The organism is Siccibacter colletis, assembly GCF_025914095.1.
Lineage (GTDB): Bacteria > Pseudomonadota > Gammaproteobacteria > Enterobacterales > Enterobacteriaceae > Siccibacter > Siccibacter colletis.
This window is the reverse complement of record NZ_CP074352.1, coordinates 3,967,264-3,987,645: the sequence shown is the minus strand read 5'-3', so window position 1 is coordinate 3,987,645 and position 20,382 is coordinate 3,967,264. Positions and strand designations below refer to the sequence as shown.

Below are 20,382 nucleotides of genomic sequence, written 5' to 3'. Positions count from 1 at the left end.
ATGTCGCTGGCGAAGGCATCGGTGTGGACCGCCGCGTCCACGCTGGTAAAAATTGCGGCCGGTTTACTGGTAGTTAAGCTGCTGGCGGTATCATTTGGGCCATCGGGTGTCGGCCAGGCGGGCAACTTTCGCCAGCTGGTGACGGTGCTCGGCGTACTGGCCGGGGCAGGTATTTTCAACGGCGTGACCAGGCTAGTGGCGGAGCATCATGATACTCCTGACGCGCTGCGTCGGGCGCTCGGTACCTCCAGTGCGATGGTGCTGGGCTTCTCCACGCTGCTGGCCGCTATTTTTCTGCTGGCTGCGCAACCCATCAGCGTGGCGCTGTTCGGTCACGATGATTATCAGGGGCTGGTGCGTCTGGTGGCGCTGGTGCAGATGGGCATTGCCTGGGCGAACCTGGTGCTGGCGATTATCAAGGGATTTCGTGATGCGTCCGGTAACGCGTTTGCGCTTATCTCTGGCAGCATTATCGGGGTAATCGCTTACTACATTTGCTACCGACTGGGCGGTTATCAGGGCGCGCTACTTGGCCTGGCGCTGGTACCGGCGCTGGTGGTTCTGCCGGCGATGGCGGTGTTAATAAAGCGTGGGCGCGTGCCGCTGAGTTTTCTCATACCTTCCTGGAACAGCGAACTGGCGGCGCACCTCGGTAAATTCACGCTGATGGCGCTGATTACGGCGATCACCATGCCGGTGGCCTACATCATGATGCGTAATCAGCTGGCGGCGCATTACAGCTGGGATGACGTCGGGATCTGGCAGGGAGTCAGCAGCATTTCTGATGCTTACCTGCAGTTTATTACCGCGTCGTTCACCGTGTATCTGCTGCCAACCCTGTCGCGTTTGCAGGACAAGACAGATATCAGCCGCGAGCTGGTAAAATCATTAAAATTCGTTCTGCCTGCGGTTGCGGCGGCAAGCTTCGCCGTCTGGCTGCTGCGTGATGTCGCCATCTGGCTGCTGTTCTCCGAAAAGTTTACCGCCATGCGCGATCTTTTCGCCTGGCAGCTGGTGGGAGATGTGCTTAAAGTGGGCGCTTACGTCTTCGGGTATCTGGTGATTGCGAAGGCATCGTTGCGTTTCTATGTGCTGGCCGAAATTACCCAGTTCGCGCTGCTTTCCGGATTTGCGTATTACCTGATCCCGATGCACGGCGCGCAGGGCGCAGCACAGGCCTATATGGCAACTTACATTATCTATTTCGCCCTTTGCTGTGGCGTGTTTTTACTCTGGCGTAGACGGGCATGACTGCACTGATTCACATTCTGGGATCGGATATCCCACACCACAACCAGACCGTGCTCCGGTTCTTCAATGATGAACTGGCGGCCAGCGGCGCGCACGCGCGTGAATTTATGGTTGTTTCTACCGATCCCTCCTTCGACAACGCTTTCCCGGCGCTCAACGTGCAGCGCTATGCGAACAAAAAAGCGCTGGCCCAGGCGGTTATCGCCCTGGCGCGTGCCGATCGCGCGCAGCGCTTTTTCTTCCACGGTCAGTTCAATACCACGCTGTGGATCGCCTTGCTTACCGGCGGGCTGAAGCCTGCGCAGGTAAGCTGGCATATCTGGGGAGCCGATCTGTATGAAGTTTCCCGCAGCCTGAAGTTTCGTCTGTTCTACCATCTGCGTCGCCTCGCTCAGGGGCGAATCGGCCATGTCTTTGCCACCCGCGGCGACCTGGCGTGGTTTGCGCAGCGCCACCCGCAGGTGCCGGGGTCGCTGCTCTATTTCCCGACGCGCATGGACCCAACGTTAAACGGGGTCGCTCAACCACGCCCGGAGAACGGCCCGCTGACCGTGCTGGTCGGCAACTCCGGGGATCGCAGCAATGAGCACATTGCCGCTCTGCGTGCAGTGCATCAGCAGTTTGGCGACAGCGTCAACGTGGTGGTGCCGATGGGCTATCCCACCGGGAACGAGGCTTATATTAACGAGGTCGAGCAGGCCGGGCGGGCGCTGTTCAGCGGTGAGCGTTTACAGATCCTGCGCGATAAGCTGGAATTTAACGACTATCTGACACTGCTGCGCCGTTGCGATCTCGGGTATTTCATTTTTGCCCGTCAGCAAGGGATCGGCACCCTGTGTCTGCTGATTCAGGCAGGCGTGCCCTGCGTGCTGAGCCGTAAGAACCCGTTCTGGCAGGATATGGTCGAGCAGCATATTCCGGTGCTGTTTACCGGTGATGCGCTGTCAGAGGCAGTAGTGAAAGAAGCCCAGCGCCAGCTGCGCGAGGTGGACGTCAGCCAGATTGCCTTCTTCAAACCCAACTATCTGACCGGCTGGGACGCGGCACTGCGTATCGCGGCAGGAGAGCAAGCATGAGTCTGTTGCAATTTAGTGGGCTGTTCCTGATCTGGCTGCTGGCCTCGCTGTTTATCGGCGCGCAGACGTGGTTTGAGTTCCGCCGCGTGCGCTTTAACTTCAACGTCTTTTTCTCGCTGCTGTTTTTGCTGACCTTCTTCTTTGGGTTCCCGCTAACCAGCATTCTGGTGTTCCGCTTTGACGTCGCGGTGGTACCCGCCGAGGTGCTGATGCAGGCGCTGCTGGCTGCCACCTGCTTCTATGCTATCTATTACGTCACCTACAAAACCCGGTTGCGGGCAGCCTCGTCTGGCGGCGTGCGCAAACCCCTGTTCACCATGAACCGGGTCGAAACCCATCTGACCTGGGTGATGCTGGCCACGGTGGCGCTGGTCAGCGTCGGCATTTTCTTTATGCACAACGGCTTTCTGCTGTTCCGCCTGCACTCGTACAGCCAGATATTTTCCAGCGACGTCTCCGGCGTAGCCCTTAAGCGCTTCTTCTACTTCTTTATTCCGGCGATGCTGGTGGTCTATTTCCTGAAGCAGGATTCGCGCAGCTGGATTTTCTTCCTGGTCAGTACCGTGGCGTTTGGCCTGTTGACCTACATGATTGTCGGCGGGACACGCGCCAACATCATCATTGCCTTCGCCATCTTCCTGTTTATCGGCATTATTCGCGGCTGGATCTCGCTGTGGATGCTGGTAGCGGCGGGCGTGTTCGGCATTGTCGGGATGTTCTGGCTGGCGCTGAAACGCTATGGCCTTGACGTGCGCGGCGACGAAGCGTTTTACACCTTCCTGTATCTGACCCGCGACACCTTCTCACCGTGGGAAAACCTGGCGCTGCTGCTTAACAACTACGACAAAATCGACTTCCAGGGGCTGGCGCCCATCGCCCGTGATTTTTACGTGTTTATCCCAAGCTGGGTCTGGCCGGACCGGCCAAACCTGGTGCTTAACACCGCTAACTACTTTACCTGGGAAGTGCTGAACAACCACTCTGGCCTTGCAATCTCACCAACGCTTATCGGGTCGCTGGTGGTGATGGGCGGCGTCTGGTTTATTCCGCTGGGCGCGGTGGCGGTGGGGTTGATTATTAAATGGTTCGACTGGCTTTACGTCAGGGGCAATGCGGAGCCGAATCGCTACAAGGCGGCGATCCTGCACAGTTTCTGCTTTGGTGCCATCTTCAACATGATTGTGCTGGCGCGTGAAGGACTCGACTCGTTCGTCTCCAGAGTGGTGTTCTTTATGCTGGTATTCGGTGCCTGCCTGATGCTGGCTAAGCTGTTGTACTGGCTGCTCGATACCGCCGGGCTGGTCCATTCGCGGCGCGCAAAAGCGGCCGGGCAACTTTCACAAACGCAAAACGCCTGAAGGGATACACATGACACAACAGGTTACCGCGCCGGTTTATGCGCTGCGCGGCCTTAATTTGCTGGGCTGGCGCAACATGCAGCATGCGCTTGATTACCTCTATTCAGGCGGTTCGCTCAGAAGCGGTACGCTTATCGCGATTAACGCGGAAAAGATGCTGGCGGTGGAACATGACGCGCAGGTAAGGGCGCTGATTGAGGCGGCGGAGTTTAAGTATGCCGATGGCATCAGCGTCGTGCGCTCTATTCGCAAGAAAAACCCCGAGGCGCAGGTGTCACGCGTGGCGGGAGCCGATCTGTGGGAAGCCCTGATGGAACGCGCCGGCAAAGAGGGAACGCCGGTGTTTCTGGTGGGCGGCAAGCCGGAAGTGTTGGCAGAAACCGTCGATAAGCTGCGCCGCCAGTGGAACGTTAATATCGTTGATACCCAGGACGGCTATTTCGCTGCCGACGAGCGCGACGCGCTGTTTGCACGTATCCGCGACAGCGGGGCGCAGATCGTGACGGTAGCAATGGGGTCGCCGCGCCAGGAGTTGCTGATGCGCGACTGCCGTCTGGTACATCCCAACGCGCTTTATATGGGCGTGGGCGGTACCTACGATGTATTTACCGGGCACGTTAAGCGCGCGCCGAAAGTGTGGCAGAACCTCGGCCTGGAGTGGCTTTACCGGCTGCTGTCTCAGCCGAGCCGTATCAAGCGCCAGATCAAGCTGCTGCGCTATCTCGCCTGGCACTACACCGGGCGCCTGTAATCAGCGAAAAACCCTGGGCAGCGCGCGCCAACCGCGCTGCTTATCCTGCCTCCCGCTGCTTTTTTGTACCGCCAGCGCCTTTTTATAACGCTTTATTTGCCATTTCCTCCGTTTTGCGAAACCATTCGGCACACTCAACGCACTGCCGTGGTGATTTTGTGCGCCCGTAAACTATTGCGGCGCAGCATGGCCTGTTATTGAGCTATGGCAACGACCATCAAAATAACCGGTAAAGCCGGAGCAAGCAGCAAACACAACAGAGGATTTATGGCGGAACAAAAAGCGGAGCTACAGCGTGGGCTGGAAGCTCGACATATCGAACTGATCGCGCTGGGCGGCACCATCGGGGTCGGGTTATTTATGGGCGCGGCAAGCACCCTGAAATGGGCGGGGCCATCGGTGCTGCTGGCCTATATCATCGCCGGCCTGTTTGTCTTCTTTATTATGCGTTCTATGGGCGAGATGCTGTTCCTTGAGCCGGTCACCGGTTCATTCGCCGTGTATGCGCATCGCTATATGAGCCCGTTCTTCGGCTATCTCACCGCCTGGTCCTACTGGTTTATGTGGATGGCGGTCGGCATCTCGGAGATTACCGCCATCGGGCTATATGCCCAGTACTGGTTCCCGGAACTACCGCAGTGGATACCGGCGATTATCGCGGTAGGGCTGGTGGCGCTGGCAAACCTGGCGGCGGTGCGTCTTTACGGCGAAATCGAATTCTGGTTTGCGATGATCAAAGTCACCACCATTATCGTGATGATCGTTATCGGCCTCGGCGTTATCTTTTTTGGCTTCGGTATCGGCGGTCAACCGACCGGCTTAGGTAACCTGACAGAGCACGGCGGCTTCTTTGCCGGCGGCTGGAAAGGCTTTCTGACGGCGCTCTGTATTGTCGTCGCCTCGTATCAGGGTGTGGAGCTTATCGGCATCACCGCTGGCGAAGCGAAGAATCCGCAGGTTACCCTGCGCAGCGCGGTCAGTAAGGTGCTATGGCGTATCCTGATCTTCTATGTCGGTGCGATTTTTGTCATCGTGACGCTGTTCCCGTGGAATGAGATTGGCACCACCGGCAGCCCGTTCGTGCTGACGTTCTCCCGAATTGGTATTGTTGCTGCAGCAGGCATCATCAACTTTGTGGTTCTGACTGCCGCGCTTTCCGGTTGTAACAGCGGGATGTACAGCTGCGGCCGCATGCTGTACGCGCTGGCGAAAAATCGCCAGCTGCCGGCAGCGATGGGGAAAGTATCCCGCAACGGTATCCCGGTTGCCGGGGTCGCACTGTCGATCGCGATCCTGCTGATTGGCTCCTGCCTGAACTATATTATTCCGAACCCGCAGCGCGTATTTGTTTACGTTTACAGCGCCAGCGTATTGCCGGGCATGGTGCCGTGGTTTGTGATCCTGATTAGCCAGCTGCGTTTTCGCAAAACGCATCGCGAGGCGATTGCGTCGCATCCGTTCCGCTCTATTTTGTTTCCGTGGACAAACTGGCTGACGATGGCGTTCCTGATCTGCGTTTTAGTGGGTATGGGGCTGAACGAAGATACGCGTATGTCACTGATTGTCGGAGCCATCTTTATGGCGGCGGTCAGCATGGCGTATAAGTTATTTGGTTTACATCGCCATGTAATTACGACGAAAGCGGGCGGATAAGAAGCAAAATGCGCAAAGCATAACCAAACGCGCATTTTCTTCAAAAAAGCACTAGACAGCTGGGCACGAAGTCCGTAGTATCCCCCTCCGCAACGGCGCTACGCGCCCGTAGCTCAGCTGGATAGAGCGCTGCCCTCCGGAGGCAGAGGTCTCAGGTTCGAATCCTGTCGGGCGCGCCATTTAGACAGGCGCTTGAGCTGCGGTGGTACGATGTTAGTGGTACCGCGTAAAAGAATACAGTGGTGGCTATAGCTCAGTTGGTAGAGCCCTGGATTGTGATTCCAGTTGTCGTGGGTTCGAGTCCCATTAGCCACCCCATTATTAAAAGAGTTCTGTGGAATGCGAAGGTGGCGGAATTGGTAGACGCGCTAGCTTCAGGTGTTAGTGTCCTTACGGACGTGGGGGTTCAAGTCCCCCCCCTCGCACCACAACTTAGATTGAACTAAAAATTCAAAAAGCAGTACATCGGCGAGTAGCGCAGCTTGGTAGCGCAACTGGTTTGGGACCAGTGGGTCGGAGGTTCGAATCCTCTCTCGCCGACCAATTTTGAACCCCGCTTCGGCGGGGTTTTTTGTTTTTCGCAATCTTCCTCAGCGTTCATAAGCCCTTCACTTTGTTCTCCTTTCTACTTTTCCTTTCCTTGCTTGTGCAGCACGGCTCGAGTCCATTGTCCTCTTTTAACGACAGCGCAGTACGCCATTGTCTCAATCAGGAGACATATAAGTTAATGATATTAATGGTATTATCAGGATAAGAGGATAACTGTCGTCTGCTGGAGACAGGCCAGCTCGCAGCCAGAGGATAAATAGACAGTTTTCCAGCCCAGCGCGGGCACCAGCTAACGTCTTGTAAATGCTGGCCAAAGACCTGCTGATTTTGAGGATCTACAAACCTGGCACGATCTGTGCAATAATTATTGTGTAGATGCTCATTCCACTTCTTATGTTCGCCTCAGGCCTCATAAACCCAGGAATGACGCAGAGCCGTTTACGGTGCTTATCGTCCACAGACAGATGTCACTGCCCCGCAGTCTCATCAGACACCATGGACATAACGTTGAGTGAAGCACCACATAAGTTGTCTTAGACCTGTTTAGACCTGCCCTCGGGCAGGTCTTTTTTCTGCACGTCATCTTTCACGCACTGGCGGCGTTGACTGCCGGTGAGCAGATATAAAAAACCCCTCCGGAGAGGGGTTGGCGTGTTATTGCGGGGCGTTGTTTTGCAGGGTGAGCAGTAGCCCATCGCGTCGCATGGTGGCGGCCTCTTCCGGCTGGTGCAGTCGGTCAAGGGTGTCGGCAAGCCAGGCGTAGTCGAAGGCATCCGGTCGCTGCTTCAGCGCTGCGCGGAAGGCGAGCGCTGCCTCCTGCCATTCGCCACGCTTCATGCGCAGCTGGCCCAGCGTACTCCACAGCAGCGGGCGATCGCCCAGCGTGCGGATCTGATGACGCAGCGCTTTTTCCAGCTGCTCTGGTTCGCTCGATTTCAGACGCGGCATCAGCAATACCAGACGCTCGTCATACTGGCGCTTCAGGCCGTCGAGAATAATCTCCTGCGCGGTATCGTGATCGTCACACTCAATCAGATGCTCCGCCATTGCCACCTGCAGGGCTGGCTCATGGCGCGTTTTGCGGCTCTGGTTTTTCCACCACAGCTTCAGCCCTTCGCTGCCCTGATCGGCGCGCGCCTGATCCATCATGCCAATCCACGCCTGGCGCTGCAGAGCGATACGATGCTCTTCGTCACCGACCTGCGCTTTTTCCATAGAAGGTATGATATCCAGCAGTGATGCCCAGGCACCGGTATGAATGTACGCCTGTTCGGCCAGGCGCAGCACTTCCGGATGGCGCGGGGAAATCTCCAGCAGCTTATCGATGCCGTGGCGTGCCGCGTGAAACTCGTTGCGGGCCAGCTGCAGGCGAACGCGGGTGATCTCTACCGGGATCGGGTCGTTATCTGACAACTCGGCGGCGCGCTCAAGATGCTGGTTGGCACGGATCTCATCCCCACGCTGCTGCGCGGCTTCTGCGGCGAGCAGGTAGTTCACCACCGGCTGTTCAGCGTGATCGGCATTGCGTGACATCAGTTTCTCAACCTGCTGATAGTCGCCTTCGGCCAGCTTGAGCAGCGCCTGATTAGTCTGCTTGTGCGCGCGACGGCGCTTGCGGCCCATGAACCAGCCGCGGGTATAGGCTCCCGTACGGAACAGGCGGCGCAGCAGCCACTCAACGGCAAACAGCACCACCAGCGACAGCAGCAGAATGATCACCAGCGCGGTGACGCTGGTTTCGATGTTGTAGTTGTCGGTCTGAATCAGCACGTAGCCCTGATGACCAGCCATCATCGGGCCAAGCACGATACCGGCGATCAGCAGCAGAAAGAGCAATAAAACTTTAAGCATGGTTACTCTCCCTGGGCCGGCGCGGCAGGTGCGGGTGCGGCGTCAGTGGCCGGTGCGCTCTGCGCGGTCGGCTGCGCCATCAGATTACGCACGCGGTTCTGCATCAGTTTTTCCAGAATCGGCTGGCTTTGCAGCGCTTCCGGGATATCCATGCGGATGTTCTGCTGGCTCAGGTTATCCAGCTCCTCCAGGAATGCTTTGGTGGAGGCGTCGTCGGTATCGTAGTAAGCACGAACCCACGTCGAGACGTTATCCAGCGCCTGCTTGTAGGTTTCATCCTGATGGCGCGGCACGGCCTGGGCTGCGACCAGCAGACGTGAACGGATGTTTTCGCGCAGGTAAACATCCTGATTTGGTGCCAGCAGCGGCACGTCGGTATCATCGCGGCGACGAATGGTAATAAAGCTGTCCATAAAGTTGTGCCAGCTTTTCACCAGGTTAACGCGCCATTCGCTGAGCGAGCTGGAAAGCTCGCTGCTGTCGGCATCCATCGGCGAGCTGTCGCTGTTGTTGTCGGCCAGACGCAGGTTATCGATCTGATTAGAGAGCTGGTTCACTTTAAGGATGATGCCGTCGTAGTCCACCTGCGTTACCGCAGAGAGGCTGGCGATATCTTCCGTAATGGCACGACGCGCGGTAATCAGGCTTGGATCGTTCATGTCCGCCAGGCTGGCATCGGCGCTTTTCAGCAGCGCGGCGGCGGTGGTGACGTCCTGATCGCTCCACAGCTTACGGCCGGCGAGCTTCACGAGGAAATCCGACTGCGCCAGCAGCCAGGTTTTGGCATCGCTGCCGGAAATAGTGGCAACTTTCTGCTGCACTTCGTCAAGCTGACGCGTCAGCGTCGCCTGCTGGCGATTCGCTTCCTCCAGCTGGCTGGCCTGCTGCTGAAGCAGTTTTTCGAAATCCGCTTTCTGCGACGCCTGCTCTTTTTGCAGCGCGGTTAACTGATTCACCAGCGTATCGTTGGTCGTGCGCTGGGCGGAGGCCTGCTGTTTACCCCAGCTGTAGAGGCCTGCGCCCGCTGCCAGCGCAATAGCGATGGCAATCACGCTCAGCACCAGACCGGTACGGCCCGGCTTTGCCGGTTCCGGTGAACGCGGCGTTTCTGTCGCATCCCTGGTTTCTGCATCCACGGCGGAGATATTCTGTTGTTCCGTCATTATGGCTTCCCGTTATGAGATTTAGAGTAGCGCGCGCAGCAGCGCGTCATTGTCGGCGTTGTCGGCAACCTTAATATCCTGCCAGCCCAGTTCCCGGGCGAGGGTTGCCAGCCGCTCGCTGACTACCACTGCCTTACAGCGCAGTAGCCAGCGGGTGCGATACCACTCAGGCACCAGTCTGAAAAGCTGATGCAGCATCTCACCGCTGGTGATCACCAGAGTATTTACTCCGCGCATCTGCCAGCGATGGGCTTCCTGAGCACCATCGTAAACCTTTTCACAGCGTTGATAACATTCGCAAAACGTCACGTCGGCACCGCGTGCGGTCAGGGTTTCCCCGAGCAGTTCGCGTCCGCCGTTGCCGCGCAGAATCAACGCTTTTCTTCCGATAATATTTTGTAATTCAGGTAATTGTAGCAAGACTTCGCTGATTTCCCGATCGCGGGGATAATTGACCGGTTGCCCGCTCACCTGATGGAGCGCCAGCGCCGTAGAACGGCCTATCGCAAAATAGCGCAGCGAAGCCGGCCATGTGCGGCCCGCACGCGTAAGCGCCGCGTGGGCATGTTCTACCGCATGACGCGATACCATAAACACCAAATCGTCAGGCTGCAGGGCATCAAACAGGGCAGGAAGCTGCATCAGCTCTGCGCCAGGGGCAAATTCAATCAGCGGAAAACTCCAGGCCACCAGACCCTGCATGCGCAGACGACTGACTAACGCTTCACCGTCAGGAGAGGGGCGGGTGACCAGGATACTCATGCCGGACCTTCACCGTCATAGACATCAGCCAGGATTTCACGCGCGCCGTTGTTCAGCAGCTCTTCCGCCAGAGAAACGCCAAGCGCTTCTGCGGATTCAGGTTTGCCGCGACGTTCGCCGCGCACGATTTCAGACCCGTCCGGTGCGCCAACCAGCGCCCGCAACCAGAGTTCACCGTTCACCAGTTCGGCATAGCTGCCGATTGGCACCTGGCAGCCGCCTTCCAGCCGCGTGTTCATGGCGCGCTCAGCGCGCACGCGGATAGCGGTTTCCAGATCGTTGAGCGGGGCGAGCAGGGCGCGGGTCTGTTCATCGTCCAGACGGCACTCAATGCCGACGGCGCCCTGGCCCACGGCGGGAAGTGAAATTTCCGGCGGCAGCGCGGTGCGGATGCGCGCTTCCAGGCCAAGGCGTTTCAGCCCGGCCACGGCCAGTATAATGGCGTCGTAATCACCGCTATCGAGTTTGCTCAGGCGGGTGCCCACGTTACCGCGCAGCGAGCGGATCACCAGATCCGGGCGGCGGGCGGCAATCTGGCACTGGCGGCGCAGGCTGGAGGTACCCACTACGCTCCCCTGCGGCAGTTCATCAAGGCTGGCGAAGCGGTTTGAGACAAAAGCATCGCGCGGATCTTCGCGCTCGCAAATGGTCACCAGACCAAGCCCATCGGGGAATTCGACCGGCACGTCTTTCATTGAGTGCACAGCGATGTCGGCGCGGTTCTCAAGCAGGGCCATTTCCAGCTCTTTGACAAACAACCCCTTGCCCCCTACCTTAGCAAGCGGCGTGTCGAGAATTACATCGCCTTTTGTCACCATCGGCACCAGCTCCACATTGAGGCCGGGATGGCTGTCCATCAGGCGCTGCTTAACGTAGTGCGCCTGCCAGAGTGCGAGAGGGCTTTGTCGGGTGGCAATTCGAATTACTTTGTCTAACATGCTTGTTACCGTCTTTATCGTCCGCTGACCATCCTAACATTGTTAGCGAAACCCTGTCAGTTTTCACGCCGGACGGCGTAAATAGCGAAGGAAGACCACCGCTGCCTTTACGGGTACGCTGTTTAAATCGTGAGCTAGCGCATCTTTCTTTACGGTCAACCAGCAAGGTGTTAAATTGATCACGTTTTAAACCGAAAATCAGCCTGCCATACTATAATTATCAAAGCGTCGAGCTGAGAGTCGGTCTTTTACCGTAATAGTTAAACGCCAGTGCGTCTCGGGTTGCAGTCTGTCCCGTAGCGCCCGGGGCATAACCATCAGGCGATACGTCTTGTACCTCTATATTGAGACACTGAAACAGAGACTGGATGCCATTAATCAACTGCGTGTGGATCGCGCGCTTGCTGCCATGGGGCCTGCGTTCCAACAGGTCTACAGTCTGCTGCCTACACTATTGCATTATCACCACCCTCTGATGCCGGGTTACCTTGAAGGTAACGTCCCCTCCGGTATCTGTCTCTACACGCCTGATGAAACCCAACAGCACTATCTGAACGAACTTGAGATCCGCGACGGCGTGCCGGTGCAGGAAACGCCGAAAGGTGAACTGCCAATCACCGGTGTTTACACCATGGGCAGTACCTCATCCGTCGGGCAGAGCAGCTCTTCAGATCTTGATATCTGGGTCTGCCATCAGTCCTGGCTGGATAACGACGAACGTCTGCTGCTGCAGCGTAAGTGCGGCCTGCTGGAAAACTGGGCGGCATCGCTTGGCGTGGAGGTCAGCTTCTTCCTGATCGATGAAAACCGCTTCCGCCATAATGAGAGCGGCAGCCTCGGCGGCGAAGACTGCGGCTCCACCCAGCACATTCTGTTATTAGACGAATTTTATCGCACCGCGGTGCGTCTGGCCGGGAAGCGTATTCTGTGGAATATGGTGCCGGACGATGAAGAAGAGCACTACGACGACTACGTCATGTCGCTCTACGCTCAGGGCGTGCTGACGCCAAACGAGTGGCTGGATTTAGGCGGCTTAAGCTCGCTTTCCGCTGAAGAGTACTTCGGTGCCAGCCTGTGGCAGCTCTATAAAAGCATCGACTCGCCGTACAAGGCGGTGCTGAAAACGCTGCTGCTGGAAGCCTACTCCTGGGAGTATCCCAACACGCGCCTGCTGGCAAAAGACATCAAACAGCGCCTGCACAATGGCGAGATCGTCTCATTCGGCCTCGACTCCTACTGCATGATGCTGGAGCGCGTTACCCACTATCTGACCCAGATCGACGACATGACGCGTCTCGATCTGGTGCGTCGATGTTTCTACTTAAAAGTGTGTGAAAAACTGAGCCGCGAACGCGCCTGTGTGGGCTGGCGTCGCGAAGTGTTAAGTAGCCTGGTAAAAGAGTGGAACTGGGACGACGCTCGTCTGGAGATGCTTGATAACCGGGCCAACTGGAAAATCGACCGGGTGCGTGAGGCGCACAACGAACTGCTTGATGCGATGATGCAGAGCTACCGTAACCTCATCCGCTTTGCGCGCCGCAACAACCTGAGCGTCTCTGCCAGCCCGCAGGACATCGGCGTGCTGACCCGTAAACTGTATGCCGCTTTCGAAGCGCTGCCGGGGAAAGTGACGCTGGTTAACCCACAAATTTCGCCGGATCTCTCCGAGCCGAACCTGACGTTTATCCATGTACCGCCGGGCCGCGCCAACCGTAGCGGCTGGTATGTCTATAATCGCGCCCCGAGCATGGACTCCATCATCAGCCATCAGCCGCTGGAGTATAACCGCTACCTGAACAAGCTGGTGGCCTGGGCGTGGTTTAACGGCCTGCTGACGTCGCGCACGCGCCTGTTTATCAAGGGCAACGGCATTGTCGATCTGCCGAAGCTGCAGGAGATGGTGGCGGATGTGTCGCACCACTTCCCGCTGCGTCTGCCGGCCCCGACGCCGAAAGCGCTCTACAGCCCGTGTGAAATTCGCCATCTGGCGATTATCGTCAACCTGGAATATGACCCGACGGCGGCATTCCGCAATCAGGTGGTGCACTTCGATTTCCGTAAGCTTGACGTGTTCAGCTTCGGTGAAGAACACAACTGCCTGGTCGGCAGCATCGATCTGCTCTATCGCAACTCGTGGAACGAAGTGCGTACCCTGCACTTCAACGGCGAGCAGGCGATGATCGAAGCGCTAAAAACCATTCTCGGCAAGATGCATCAGGACGCCGCGCCGCCGGACAGCGTGGAAGTGTTCTGCTACAGCCAGCACCTGCGCGGCCTCATCCGCACCCGCGTACAGCAGCTGGTGTCAGAGTGCATTGAGCTGCGCCTCTCCAGCACGCGTCTGGAGCCGGGCCGCTTCAAAGCGCTGCGCGTGGCCGGGCAGACCTGGGGGCTGTTCTTCGAGCGTCTGAACGTGTCGGTGCAGAAGCTGGAAAACGCGATCGAATTCTACGGCGCGATTTCTCATAACAAGCTGCACGGCCTGTCGGTGCAGGTTGAGACCAACCACGTACAGCTGCCGTCCGTGGTGGATGGCTTCGCCAGCGAAGGGATTATTCAATTCTTCTTTGAACCGACGAAAGACGAGAAGGGCTTTAATATCTATATTCTGGATGAAAGCAACCGCGCGGAAGCCTATCACCACTGCGAAGGCAGTAAAGAGGAGCTGGTGCGCGACGTGAGCCGCTTCTACTCCTCGTCGCATGACCGCTTCACCTACGGCTCCAGCTTTATCAACTTCAACCTGCCGCAGTTCTACCAGATTGTGAACGCCGACGGACGCCAGCAGGTGATCCCGTTCCGCAACCAGAGCCTGAATATCGCAGCGCCTGTCGGTCAGGACGATGACGCTGCGTTGTTGCAGCAGTATCAGTCGTAATTAACGAAAGCTGACCGCTTCGCCAGCCTGCTGGCTGGCCGCGTTTTCCAGCACATCCCAGAAATTCTCACCGCTGCGATCGCAGACCCAGTCGTTACCCTTCAGGGAAAAATGGTAGCCGCCGTGCTTGGCCGCCAGCCATACCTGGTGCAGCGGCTCCTGGCGGTTAATGATGATTTTGGTGCCGTTTTCGAAGCTCAGCGTCAGCACGCCGCCGTTGATTTCGCAGTCGATATCGCTGTCGCCATCCCAGTCATCCAGGCGTTCTTCAATGGTCAGCCACAGGCTGTCGGCGAGGCGGTGAAATTCACTGTCGTTCATGTCTGCTTCCTGTTATAGGTGATGGCGGCAAGTATAAAAGGTCTAAAAACGAATAGAAACCACACGCCGCGGCAACGAACCGGTTGTTAAGCAGCAACGCGAAAGGCAAACTCTTGCTTTTCAGGGTTCACCTGCGATGATAGACAGCAGAAAGCATGGACTACAGGCATCCCATAATGAAACAACTTTTCCGTCCGCTGGCGGTTGTGCTGGCGTTATTCACCCTTGCGGGCTGTGGCCTGAAAGGGCCGCTCTATTTCCCGCCGGCTGATAAAAACGCCGCACCGCCAGCGCGTCCGGCTGCAGATGAAACCCAGAGCACGACCCCTGTGCGTAACGATCGCGGTCAGGGCGACAAGCCCACGCAGGTGATTTACTGAGATTAACGTTGTTGATGCCGCGGTACGGAGCACATGATGCAATTCGCTAAAATGCATGGTCTGGGTAACGACTTTATGGTCGTGGACGCGGTAACGCAGAATATCTTCTTTTCACCTGAGCTGATCCGCCGCCTGGCGGATCGTCATCTTGGGGTCGGGTTTGACCAGCTGTTAGTGGTGGAACCGCCCTACGATCCCGACCTTGATTTTCACTACCGCATCTTTAACGCCGACGGCAGCGAAGTGGCCCAGTGCGGCAACGGCGCGCGCTGCTTCGCCCGCTTTGTACGCCTGAAAGGGCTGACCAACAAGCGCGATATCCGCGTCAGCACCGCCAACGGCCGAATGGTCCTGAGCGTCAGCGAAGACGATCTGGTGCGCGTGAACATGGGCGAGCCGGTATTCGATCCGGCGCAGGTGCCGTTTCGCGCCAACAAAGCGGAAAAAACCTACATCATGCGCGCCGCCGAGCAAACGATACTGTGCGGCGTGGTGTCGATGGGAAACCCGCACTGCGTCCTGCAGGTCGACAGCGTCGATACCGCGCCGGTAGAAACGCTCGGCCCGGTGCTGGAAAACCACGAGCGTTTTCCCGAGCGCGCTAATATCGGCTTTATGCAGGTAGTGAACAACGAACATATCCGGCTGCGCGTGTTTGAGCGCGGGGCCGGTGAAACCCAGGCCTGCGGCAGCGGCGCGTGCGCGGCGGTGGCCGTCGGGATCCAGCAGGGGTTACTGGCAGAACAGGTGCGGGTCGATCTGCCTGGCGGGCGCCTCGATATTGCCTGGAAAGGGCCAGGGCAACCGCTGTTTATGACCGGGCCTGCAACACACGTTTATGACGGATTTATACATCTATGAGTAACACCGGGGAACAGCAGCAGAACGTTACGGAACTCGACGATCGGGACGTGGTGGAGTATCTGATGCGGCACCCGGATTTCTTTATTCGCAACGCCGCTCAGGTCGAGCAAATGCGCGTACCGCATCCGGTGCGCGGCAGCGTTTCGCTGGTGGAGTGGCATATGGCGCGCTCGCGCCACCACATCGACCAGCTGCGCGAAAACATGTCGCTGTTAATGGAGCAGGCCCAGACCAACGAAAGCCTGTTTTCACTCGTGTTGACGCTGCAGGGCCAGCTTGCCGCTGCGTCCAGCCTGCAGGATATGCTCAACCGCCTGCACCGTTGGGCGCGTGATATGGGTCTTGCGGGTGCCAGCGTGCGGCTGTTCAGCGACAAATGGCGCATCGGCGCGCCTTCCGGCTTTACCGAACTGGCGCTCAACCGCACCGCTTTCGAACCGCTGCGCATCCAGCGCATGGGCGACGCACAGCACTACCTCGGCTCGCTGAACGGCCCCGAGCTTCTGCTGGTGCTGCCTCAGGCAAAAGCTATCGGCTCGGTGGCGATGTCGATGCTGGGCGGCGATGCGTCGCTCGGGTTGATTATTTTCTCCAGTCGCGATCCGCACCACTACCAGCCGGAGCAGGGGACACAGCTGCTGCAGGAAGTGGCGATGCTGCTGCCGGGTCTGCTGGAGCGCTGGGTTGAACGTGCATGACCGCGCCGTTACTTCAGGAGAGCGTTAAGCGCTTCCTGCGCTATCTTAAAGTTGAGCGTCAGCTCAGCCCGCTGACGTTGCTGAACTACCGCCGTCAGCTGGATACCATCATCGCGATCCTCACCGACATGAAGCTGACGCGCTGGGAACAGTGCGATGCCGCTGCCGTGCGCAGCCTGGCGGTACGCAGCCGCCGCGCCGGGCTGGGGGCCGCCAGTCTGGCCCTGCGGCTGTCGGCGCTGCGCAGCTTCTTCGACTGGCTGGTCAGCCAGGGCGAGCTGAAAGCCAATCCGGCGAAGAGCATTTCTACGCCAAAAGCGGGCCGGCATCTGCCGAAGAATATCGACGTCGATGACATGAACCGCCTGCTGGAGATCGACCTGAACGACCCGCTGGCGGTGCGCGACCGGGCGATGATGGAAGTGATGTACGGGGCCGGGCTGCGTCTCTCAGAACTGGTCAATATGGATTGCGGCCACCTCGATCTCACCACCGGCGAAGTATGGGTTATCGGTAAAGGTAGCAAAGAGCGCCGTCTGCCGGTCGGCCGCAGTGCGGTGGAGTGGGTGGAGCACTGGCTTGACCTGCGCGAACTGTTTGGCCCGGAAGATGACGCGCTGTTTCTCTCAAACCAGGGAAAACGCATCTCCACCCGCAACGTGCAGAAGCGATTTGCCGAGTGGGGCATCAGGCAGGGGCTGAACAGCCACGTGCATCCTCATAAGCTTCGCCACTCGTTTGCGACCCACATGCTAGAATCGAGCGGCGATCTGCGCGCCGTGCAGGAGCTGCTGGGCCACGCCAATCTGTCAACGACGCAAATCTACACCCATCTTGATTTCCAGCACCTTGCAACGGTGTATGACGCAGCGCATCCGCGCGCTAAACGGGGGAAAAAATAATGCGCTTTTACCGCCCGCTGGGGCCAGTTACCGCCCTGACGTTCGATCTCGACGATACGCTCTATGACAATCGCCCGGTCATTTTACGCACCGAGCAGGAGTCGCTGGCGTTCATGCGCAGCTACCATCCCGATCTGAGCCAGTTTGAAGCGGCGGAATATCACCGCCTGCGCCAGGCGTTGCGTGAGGCGGAGCCGGATATCTGTCACGATGTTACCGAATGGCGACGCCGCGCCGTTGAGCGCGCGATGCTGGACGTCGGGTTAAGCCCGGATGCCGCTGCCGCCGGGGCGCAGGCGGCGATGGAAAACTTCGCCAGATGGCGCAGCCTGATTGACGTCCCGCAGGAAACCCACGACACCCTCGCCGCGCTGGCGGAAAAGTGGCCGCTGGTGGCGATCACCAACGGCAACGCTGACCCGCACGCGTTCGGGCTGGGCGACTATTTCAAATTCGTGCTGCGCGCCGGGCCCCACGGGCGTTCAAAACCTTTCGGCGACATGTATGAGCTGGCCGCGCAGAAGCTGGGCGTGGCACCAGGCGAGATCCTGCACGTTGGCGACGACCTCACGACTGACGTCGCGGGGGCGGTGCGCCATGGCCTTCAGGCCTGCTGGATTAACCTGCGCGGCGGCGATCTGATGCAGATTCACGACAGCCGTCTGTTACCCCACCTGGAAATTACACGGTTGGCATCCCTCACCACGCTGATATAATCGCCAGCAGTTCTGTATAAAATACCAGTATTCATCACCGGCGGTGCCAATGGACGTTTCTTACCTGCTCGACAGCCTTAACGATAAACAGCGTGACGCCGTGGCGGCAGCGCGCACCAATATGCTGGTGCTGGCTGGGGCGGGCAGCGGCAAGACGCGCGTGCTGGTGCACCGTATCGCCTGGCTGATGAGCGTTGAGAACTGCTCTCCATACTCCATCATGGCGGTGACTTTCACCAATAAAGCCGCAGCGGAGATGCGTCACCGTATCGGCCAGCTGATGGGAACTACCCAGGGCGGTATGTGGGTCGGCACCTTCCACGGTCTGGCGCACCGTCTGCTGCGTGCGCACCACATGGACGCCGGGCTGCCGCAGGATTTCCAGATCCTCGACAGCGAAGACCAGTTGCGCCTGCTTAAGCGCCTGATCAAAGCGCTGAATCTGGATGAGAAGCAGTGGCCGCCGCGCCAGGCGATGTGGTTTATCAACGGTAAAAAAGATGAAGGGCTGCGCCCGCACCATATCCAGAGCTACGGCAACCCGGTAGAGCAAACCTGGCAGAAGGTGTATCAGGCATACCAGGAAGCGTGCGATCGCGCCGGGCTGGTGGACTTCGCCGAGCTGCTGCTGCGCGCCCACGAGCTGTGGCTCAATAAACCGCACATTCTTAATCACTACCGCGAGCGCTTCACCAATATTCTGGTGGACGAATTCCAGGACACCAACAGCATCCAGTACGCGTGGATCCGTCTGCTGGCGGGGGACACCGGCAAGGTAATGATCGTCGGCGACGATGACCAGTCGATCTACGGCTGGCGCGGTGCTCAGGTTGAGAACATTCAGCGTTTCCTGAACGATTTCCCCGGCGCAGAAACCATCCGTCTGGAACAGAATTACCGCTCAACCAACAATATCCTGAATGCGGCCAACGCCCTGATCGCCAACAACACCGGGCGTCTGGGGAAGGAGCTGTGGACTGACGGCAGCGACGGCGAACCCATTTCACTCTACTGCGCCTTCAACGAGCTGGACGAAGCGCGCTTCGTGGTCAACCGCATCAAAACCTGGCATGAGAACGGTGGCCAGCTGGCCCAGTGCGCCATTCTTTATCGCAGCAACGCCCAGTCGCGCGTGCTGGAAGAGGCGCTGCTGCAAGCGAGTATGCCGTACCGCATTTACGGCGGGATGCGCTTCTTCGAACGCCAGGAGATCAAAGATGCGCTCTCCTACCTGCGCCTCATCGCCAACCGTAACGACGACGCGGCGTTTGAGCGCGTGGTGAATACCCCGACACGCGGCATCGGCGATCGCACGCTGGACGTGGTGCGTCAGACCGCCCGGGAACGACAGCTGACGCTGTGGAGCGCCTGCCGCGAGCTGCTGCAGGAGAAAGCGCTGGCCGGTCGCGCTGCCAGTGCCCTGCAGCGTTTCCTGGAGCTGATCGACGCCCTGGCCCACGAGACGGTTGATATGCCGCTGCACGTCCAGACCGATCGGGTGATTAAAGACTCCGGCCTGCGCCAGATGTATGAGCAGGAGAAAGGTGAAAAGGGCCAGACCCGTATCGAAAACTTAGAGGAACTGGTGACGGCAACGCGCCAGTTCAGCTACAACGACGAAGATGAAGACCTGATGCCGCTGCAGGCGTTTCTCTCCCACGCTGCGCTGGAAGCGGGGGAAGGGCAGGCGGATACCTGGCAGGACGCGGTGCAACTGATGACCATGCACTCCGCGAAAGGGCTGGAATTCCCGCAGGTATTCATCGTCGGAATGGAAGAAGGGATGTTCCCGAGTCAGATGTCGCTGGATGAAGGCGGTCGTCTGGAGGAAGAACGCCGTCTGGCCTACGTGGGCGTGACTCGCGCCATGCAGAAGCTGACCCTGACCTACGCGGAAACCCGCCGGCTTTATGGCAAAGAGGCCTATCACCGTCCGTCGCGCTTCATCGGCGAGCTACCGGAAAACTGCGTGGAAGAGGTGCGTTTGCGCGCCAGCATCAGCCGCCCGGTAAGCCATAAACAGATGGGCACGCCGATGGCGCAAAACGATTCCGGCTATAAGCTCGGCCAGCGCGTGCGTCACCCGAAATTCGGCGAAGGCACCATCGTAAACCTTGAAGGCAACGGCGAGCACAGCCGCCTGCAGGTGGCCTTCCAGGGGCAGGGGATCAAGTGGCTGGTTGCCGCTTATGCGAAGCTCGAAACCGTGTAAGTCATCGTAAATTCACATAATTCTCCGCCCGTCTGCTACCCTTTATGTATTACGGGCAT

At 58.3% G+C, this 20,382-nt stretch carries 17 protein-coding genes and 4 tRNA genes; 16 read left to right on the top strand and 5 right to left on the bottom strand.

Features of this window, described 5'->3' with window-relative positions; genetic code table 11:
- The 9 genes from wzxE (at nucleotide 1) to KFZ77_RS19015 (ending at nucleotide 6,632) form a co-directional block, all read left to right on the top strand.
- A complete protein-coding gene (wzxE, locus tag KFZ77_RS19055; protein ID WP_031523762.1) occupies nucleotides 1-1,251 on the top strand; it encodes a lipid III flippase WzxE in 1,251 nt (416 codons plus the stop codon).
- Nucleotides 1,248-2,327 carry a TDP-N-acetylfucosamine:lipid II N-acetylfucosaminyltransferase gene (locus KFZ77_RS19050; RefSeq protein ID WP_264385079.1) on the top strand — a complete coding sequence of 360 codons (1,080 nt, stop codon included), beginning with the start codon at nucleotides 1,248-1,250 and terminating at the stop codon, nucleotides 2,325-2,327. The genes wzxE and KFZ77_RS19050 overlap by 4 nt, the downstream gene beginning before the upstream one ends.
- On the top strand, nucleotides 2,324-3,685 hold the full coding sequence (gene wzyE, locus KFZ77_RS19045; protein ID WP_264385078.1) for an ECA oligosaccharide polymerase: 1,362 nt from the start codon (nucleotides 2,324-2,326) through the stop codon (nucleotides 3,683-3,685). The genes KFZ77_RS19050 and wzyE overlap by 4 nt, the downstream gene beginning before the upstream one ends.
- 10 nt (nucleotides 3,686-3,695) lie before the next feature.
- The gene (wecG, locus tag KFZ77_RS19040; RefSeq protein WP_031523757.1) at nucleotides 3,696-4,436 is read left to right on the top strand and encodes a lipopolysaccharide N-acetylmannosaminouronosyltransferase; all 741 of its coding nucleotides are present in this window, start codon (nucleotides 3,696-3,698) and stop codon (nucleotides 4,434-4,436) included.
- A gap of 267 nt (nucleotides 4,437-4,703) precedes the next feature.
- Nucleotides 4,704-6,089 carry a bifunctional threonine/serine APC transporter ThrP gene (gene thrP / locus KFZ77_RS19035; protein WP_264385077.1) on the top strand — a complete coding sequence of 462 codons (1,386 nt, stop codon included), beginning with the start codon at nucleotides 4,704-4,706 and terminating at the stop codon, nucleotides 6,087-6,089.
- Nucleotides 6,090-6,191: 102 nt separating this feature from the next.
- Nucleotides 6,192-6,268 (top strand) — tRNA-Arg (locus tag KFZ77_RS19030).
- 63 nt (nucleotides 6,269-6,331) lie between these two features.
- Nucleotides 6,332-6,407: transfer RNA gene (locus KFZ77_RS19025), tRNA-His, on the top strand.
- 23 nt (nucleotides 6,408-6,430) lie between these two features.
- A tRNA-Leu gene (locus KFZ77_RS19020) sits at nucleotides 6,431-6,517 on the top strand.
- 38 nt (nucleotides 6,518-6,555) lie between these two features.
- Nucleotides 6,556-6,632 (top strand) — tRNA-Pro (locus KFZ77_RS19015).
- Between the two features lie 660 nt (nucleotides 6,633-7,292).
- Here the strand turns inward: KFZ77_RS19015 and hemY are convergent.
- Genes hemY through hemC form a run of 4 tightly spaced genes read right to left on the bottom strand, consistent with a single transcriptional unit; the run spans nucleotide 7,293 to nucleotide 11,352 of the window.
- Nucleotides 7,293-8,489, bottom strand: a complete 1,197-nt coding sequence (hemY, locus tag KFZ77_RS19010) for a protoheme IX biogenesis protein HemY (RefSeq protein ID WP_031523753.1) — start codon at nucleotides 8,487-8,489, stop codon at nucleotides 7,293-7,295.
- A gap of 2 nt (nucleotides 8,490-8,491) precedes the next feature.
- Nucleotides 8,492-9,652 (bottom strand): uroporphyrinogen-III C-methyltransferase, encoded by a 1,161-nt coding sequence (gene hemX, locus KFZ77_RS19005; RefSeq protein WP_264385076.1) that lies wholly within the window; start codon nucleotides 9,650-9,652, stop codon nucleotides 8,492-8,494.
- A 21-nt stretch (nucleotides 9,653-9,673) separates the two neighbouring features.
- Nucleotides 9,674-10,414, bottom strand: coding sequence for a uroporphyrinogen-III synthase (hemD, locus tag KFZ77_RS19000; RefSeq protein ID WP_264385075.1), 741 nt, complete (start codon nucleotides 10,412-10,414; stop codon nucleotides 9,674-9,676).
- Nucleotides 10,411-11,352 (bottom strand): hydroxymethylbilane synthase, encoded by a 942-nt coding sequence (gene hemC, locus KFZ77_RS18995; RefSeq protein ID WP_031523746.1) that lies wholly within the window; start codon nucleotides 11,350-11,352, stop codon nucleotides 10,411-10,413. The genes hemD and hemC overlap by 4 nt, the downstream gene beginning before the upstream one ends.
- 331 nt (nucleotides 11,353-11,683) lie before the next feature.
- On the opposite strand from hemC, the gene cyaA reads away from it, so the two are divergent.
- Complete coding sequence (cyaA, locus tag KFZ77_RS18990) at nucleotides 11,684-14,230, top strand: class I adenylate cyclase (RefSeq protein WP_031523745.1); 2,547 nt, start codon at nucleotides 11,684-11,686, stop codon at nucleotides 14,228-14,230.
- Here the strand turns inward: cyaA and cyaY are convergent, their stop codons facing one another.
- Nucleotides 14,231-14,551 carry an iron donor protein CyaY gene (gene cyaY, locus KFZ77_RS18985; RefSeq protein ID WP_264385074.1) on the bottom strand — a complete coding sequence of 107 codons (321 nt, stop codon included), beginning with the start codon at nucleotides 14,549-14,551 and terminating at the stop codon, nucleotides 14,231-14,233.
- 176 nt (nucleotides 14,552-14,727) lie between these two features.
- Here cyaY and lptM point away from each other — a divergent pair, with 176 nt between their 5' ends.
- From lptM to uvrD, 6 genes are read left to right on the top strand one after another with little or no spacing between them, the layout of a single operon-like run.
- Nucleotides 14,728-14,931: an LPS translocon maturation chaperone LptM gene (gene lptM / locus KFZ77_RS18980; protein ID WP_031523741.1), complete on the top strand. Its 204-nt coding sequence runs from the start codon at nucleotides 14,728-14,730 to the stop codon at nucleotides 14,929-14,931.
- 36 nt (nucleotides 14,932-14,967) lie between these two features.
- On the top strand, nucleotides 14,968-15,792 hold the full coding sequence (dapF, locus tag KFZ77_RS18975) for a diaminopimelate epimerase (RefSeq protein ID WP_031523739.1): 825 nt from the start codon (nucleotides 14,968-14,970) through the stop codon (nucleotides 15,790-15,792).
- Nucleotides 15,789-16,493, top strand: coding sequence for a DUF484 domain-containing protein (locus KFZ77_RS18970; RefSeq protein WP_264385073.1), 705 nt, complete (start codon nucleotides 15,789-15,791; stop codon nucleotides 16,491-16,493). Before dapF ends, KFZ77_RS18970 begins: the two co-directional genes overlap by 4 nt.
- Complete coding sequence (gene xerC, locus KFZ77_RS18965) at nucleotides 16,490-17,395, top strand: tyrosine recombinase XerC (RefSeq protein WP_264385072.1); 906 nt, start codon at nucleotides 16,490-16,492, stop codon at nucleotides 17,393-17,395. Before KFZ77_RS18970 ends, xerC begins: the two co-directional genes overlap by 4 nt.
- Nucleotides 17,395-18,111, top strand: a complete 717-nt coding sequence (yigB, locus tag KFZ77_RS18960; protein WP_031523734.1) for a 5-amino-6-(5-phospho-D-ribitylamino)uracil phosphatase YigB — start codon at nucleotides 17,395-17,397, stop codon at nucleotides 18,109-18,111. Before xerC ends, yigB begins: the two co-directional genes overlap by 1 nt.
- 49 nt (nucleotides 18,112-18,160) lie before the next feature.
- Entirely contained in the window at nucleotides 18,161-20,323 is a 2,163-nt protein-coding gene (gene uvrD / locus KFZ77_RS18955; protein ID WP_264385071.1) for a DNA helicase II, read from the top strand.
- Nucleotides 20,324-20,382: the final 59 nt, after the last annotated feature.

What these genes read in the sequence shown, in the direction of transcription:
- wzxE (WP_031523762.1), top strand. Translation starts at nt 1, where the DNA reads ATGTCGCTGGCGAAGGCATCGGTGTGGACCGCCGCGTCCACGCTGGTA.
- lptM (WP_031523741.1), top strand. Translation starts at nt 14,728, where the DNA reads ATGAAACAACTTTTCCGTCCGCTGGCGGTTGTGCTGGCGTTATTCACC.
- hemD (WP_264385075.1), bottom strand. Translation starts at nt 10,414, where the DNA reads ATGAGTATCCTGGTCACCCGCCCCTCTCCTGACGGTGAAGCGTTAGTC.
- hemC (WP_031523746.1), bottom strand. Translation starts at nt 11,352, where the DNA reads ATGTTAGACAAAGTAATTCGAATTGCCACCCGACAAAGCCCTCTCGCA.
- cyaY (WP_264385074.1), bottom strand. Translation starts at nt 14,551, where the DNA reads ATGAACGACAGTGAATTTCACCGCCTCGCCGACAGCCTGTGGCTGACC.
- wecG (WP_031523757.1), top strand. Translation starts at nt 3,696, where the DNA reads ATGACACAACAGGTTACCGCGCCGGTTTATGCGCTGCGCGGCCTTAAT.
- dapF (WP_031523739.1), top strand. Translation starts at nt 14,968, where the DNA reads ATGCAATTCGCTAAAATGCATGGTCTGGGTAACGACTTTATGGTCGTG.
- hemY (WP_031523753.1), bottom strand. Translation starts at nt 8,489, where the DNA reads ATGCTTAAAGTTTTATTGCTCTTTCTGCTGCTGATCGCCGGTATCGTG.
- xerC (WP_264385072.1), top strand. Translation starts at nt 16,490, where the DNA reads ATGACCGCGCCGTTACTTCAGGAGAGCGTTAAGCGCTTCCTGCGCTAT.
- wzyE (WP_264385078.1), top strand. Translation starts at nt 2,324, where the DNA reads ATGAGTCTGTTGCAATTTAGTGGGCTGTTCCTGATCTGGCTGCTGGCC.
- hemX (WP_264385076.1), bottom strand. Translation starts at nt 9,652, where the DNA reads ATGACGGAACAACAGAATATCTCCGCCGTGGATGCAGAAACCAGGGAT.
- KFZ77_RS19050 (WP_264385079.1), top strand. Translation starts at nt 1,248, where the DNA reads ATGACTGCACTGATTCACATTCTGGGATCGGATATCCCACACCACAAC.
- uvrD (WP_264385071.1), top strand. Translation starts at nt 18,161, where the DNA reads ATGGACGTTTCTTACCTGCTCGACAGCCTTAACGATAAACAGCGTGAC.
- yigB (WP_031523734.1), top strand. Translation starts at nt 17,395, where the DNA reads ATGCGCTTTTACCGCCCGCTGGGGCCAGTTACCGCCCTGACGTTCGAT.
- KFZ77_RS18970 (WP_264385073.1), top strand. Translation starts at nt 15,789, where the DNA reads ATGAGTAACACCGGGGAACAGCAGCAGAACGTTACGGAACTCGACGAT.
- thrP (WP_264385077.1), top strand. Translation starts at nt 4,704, where the DNA reads ATGGCGGAACAAAAAGCGGAGCTACAGCGTGGGCTGGAAGCTCGACAT.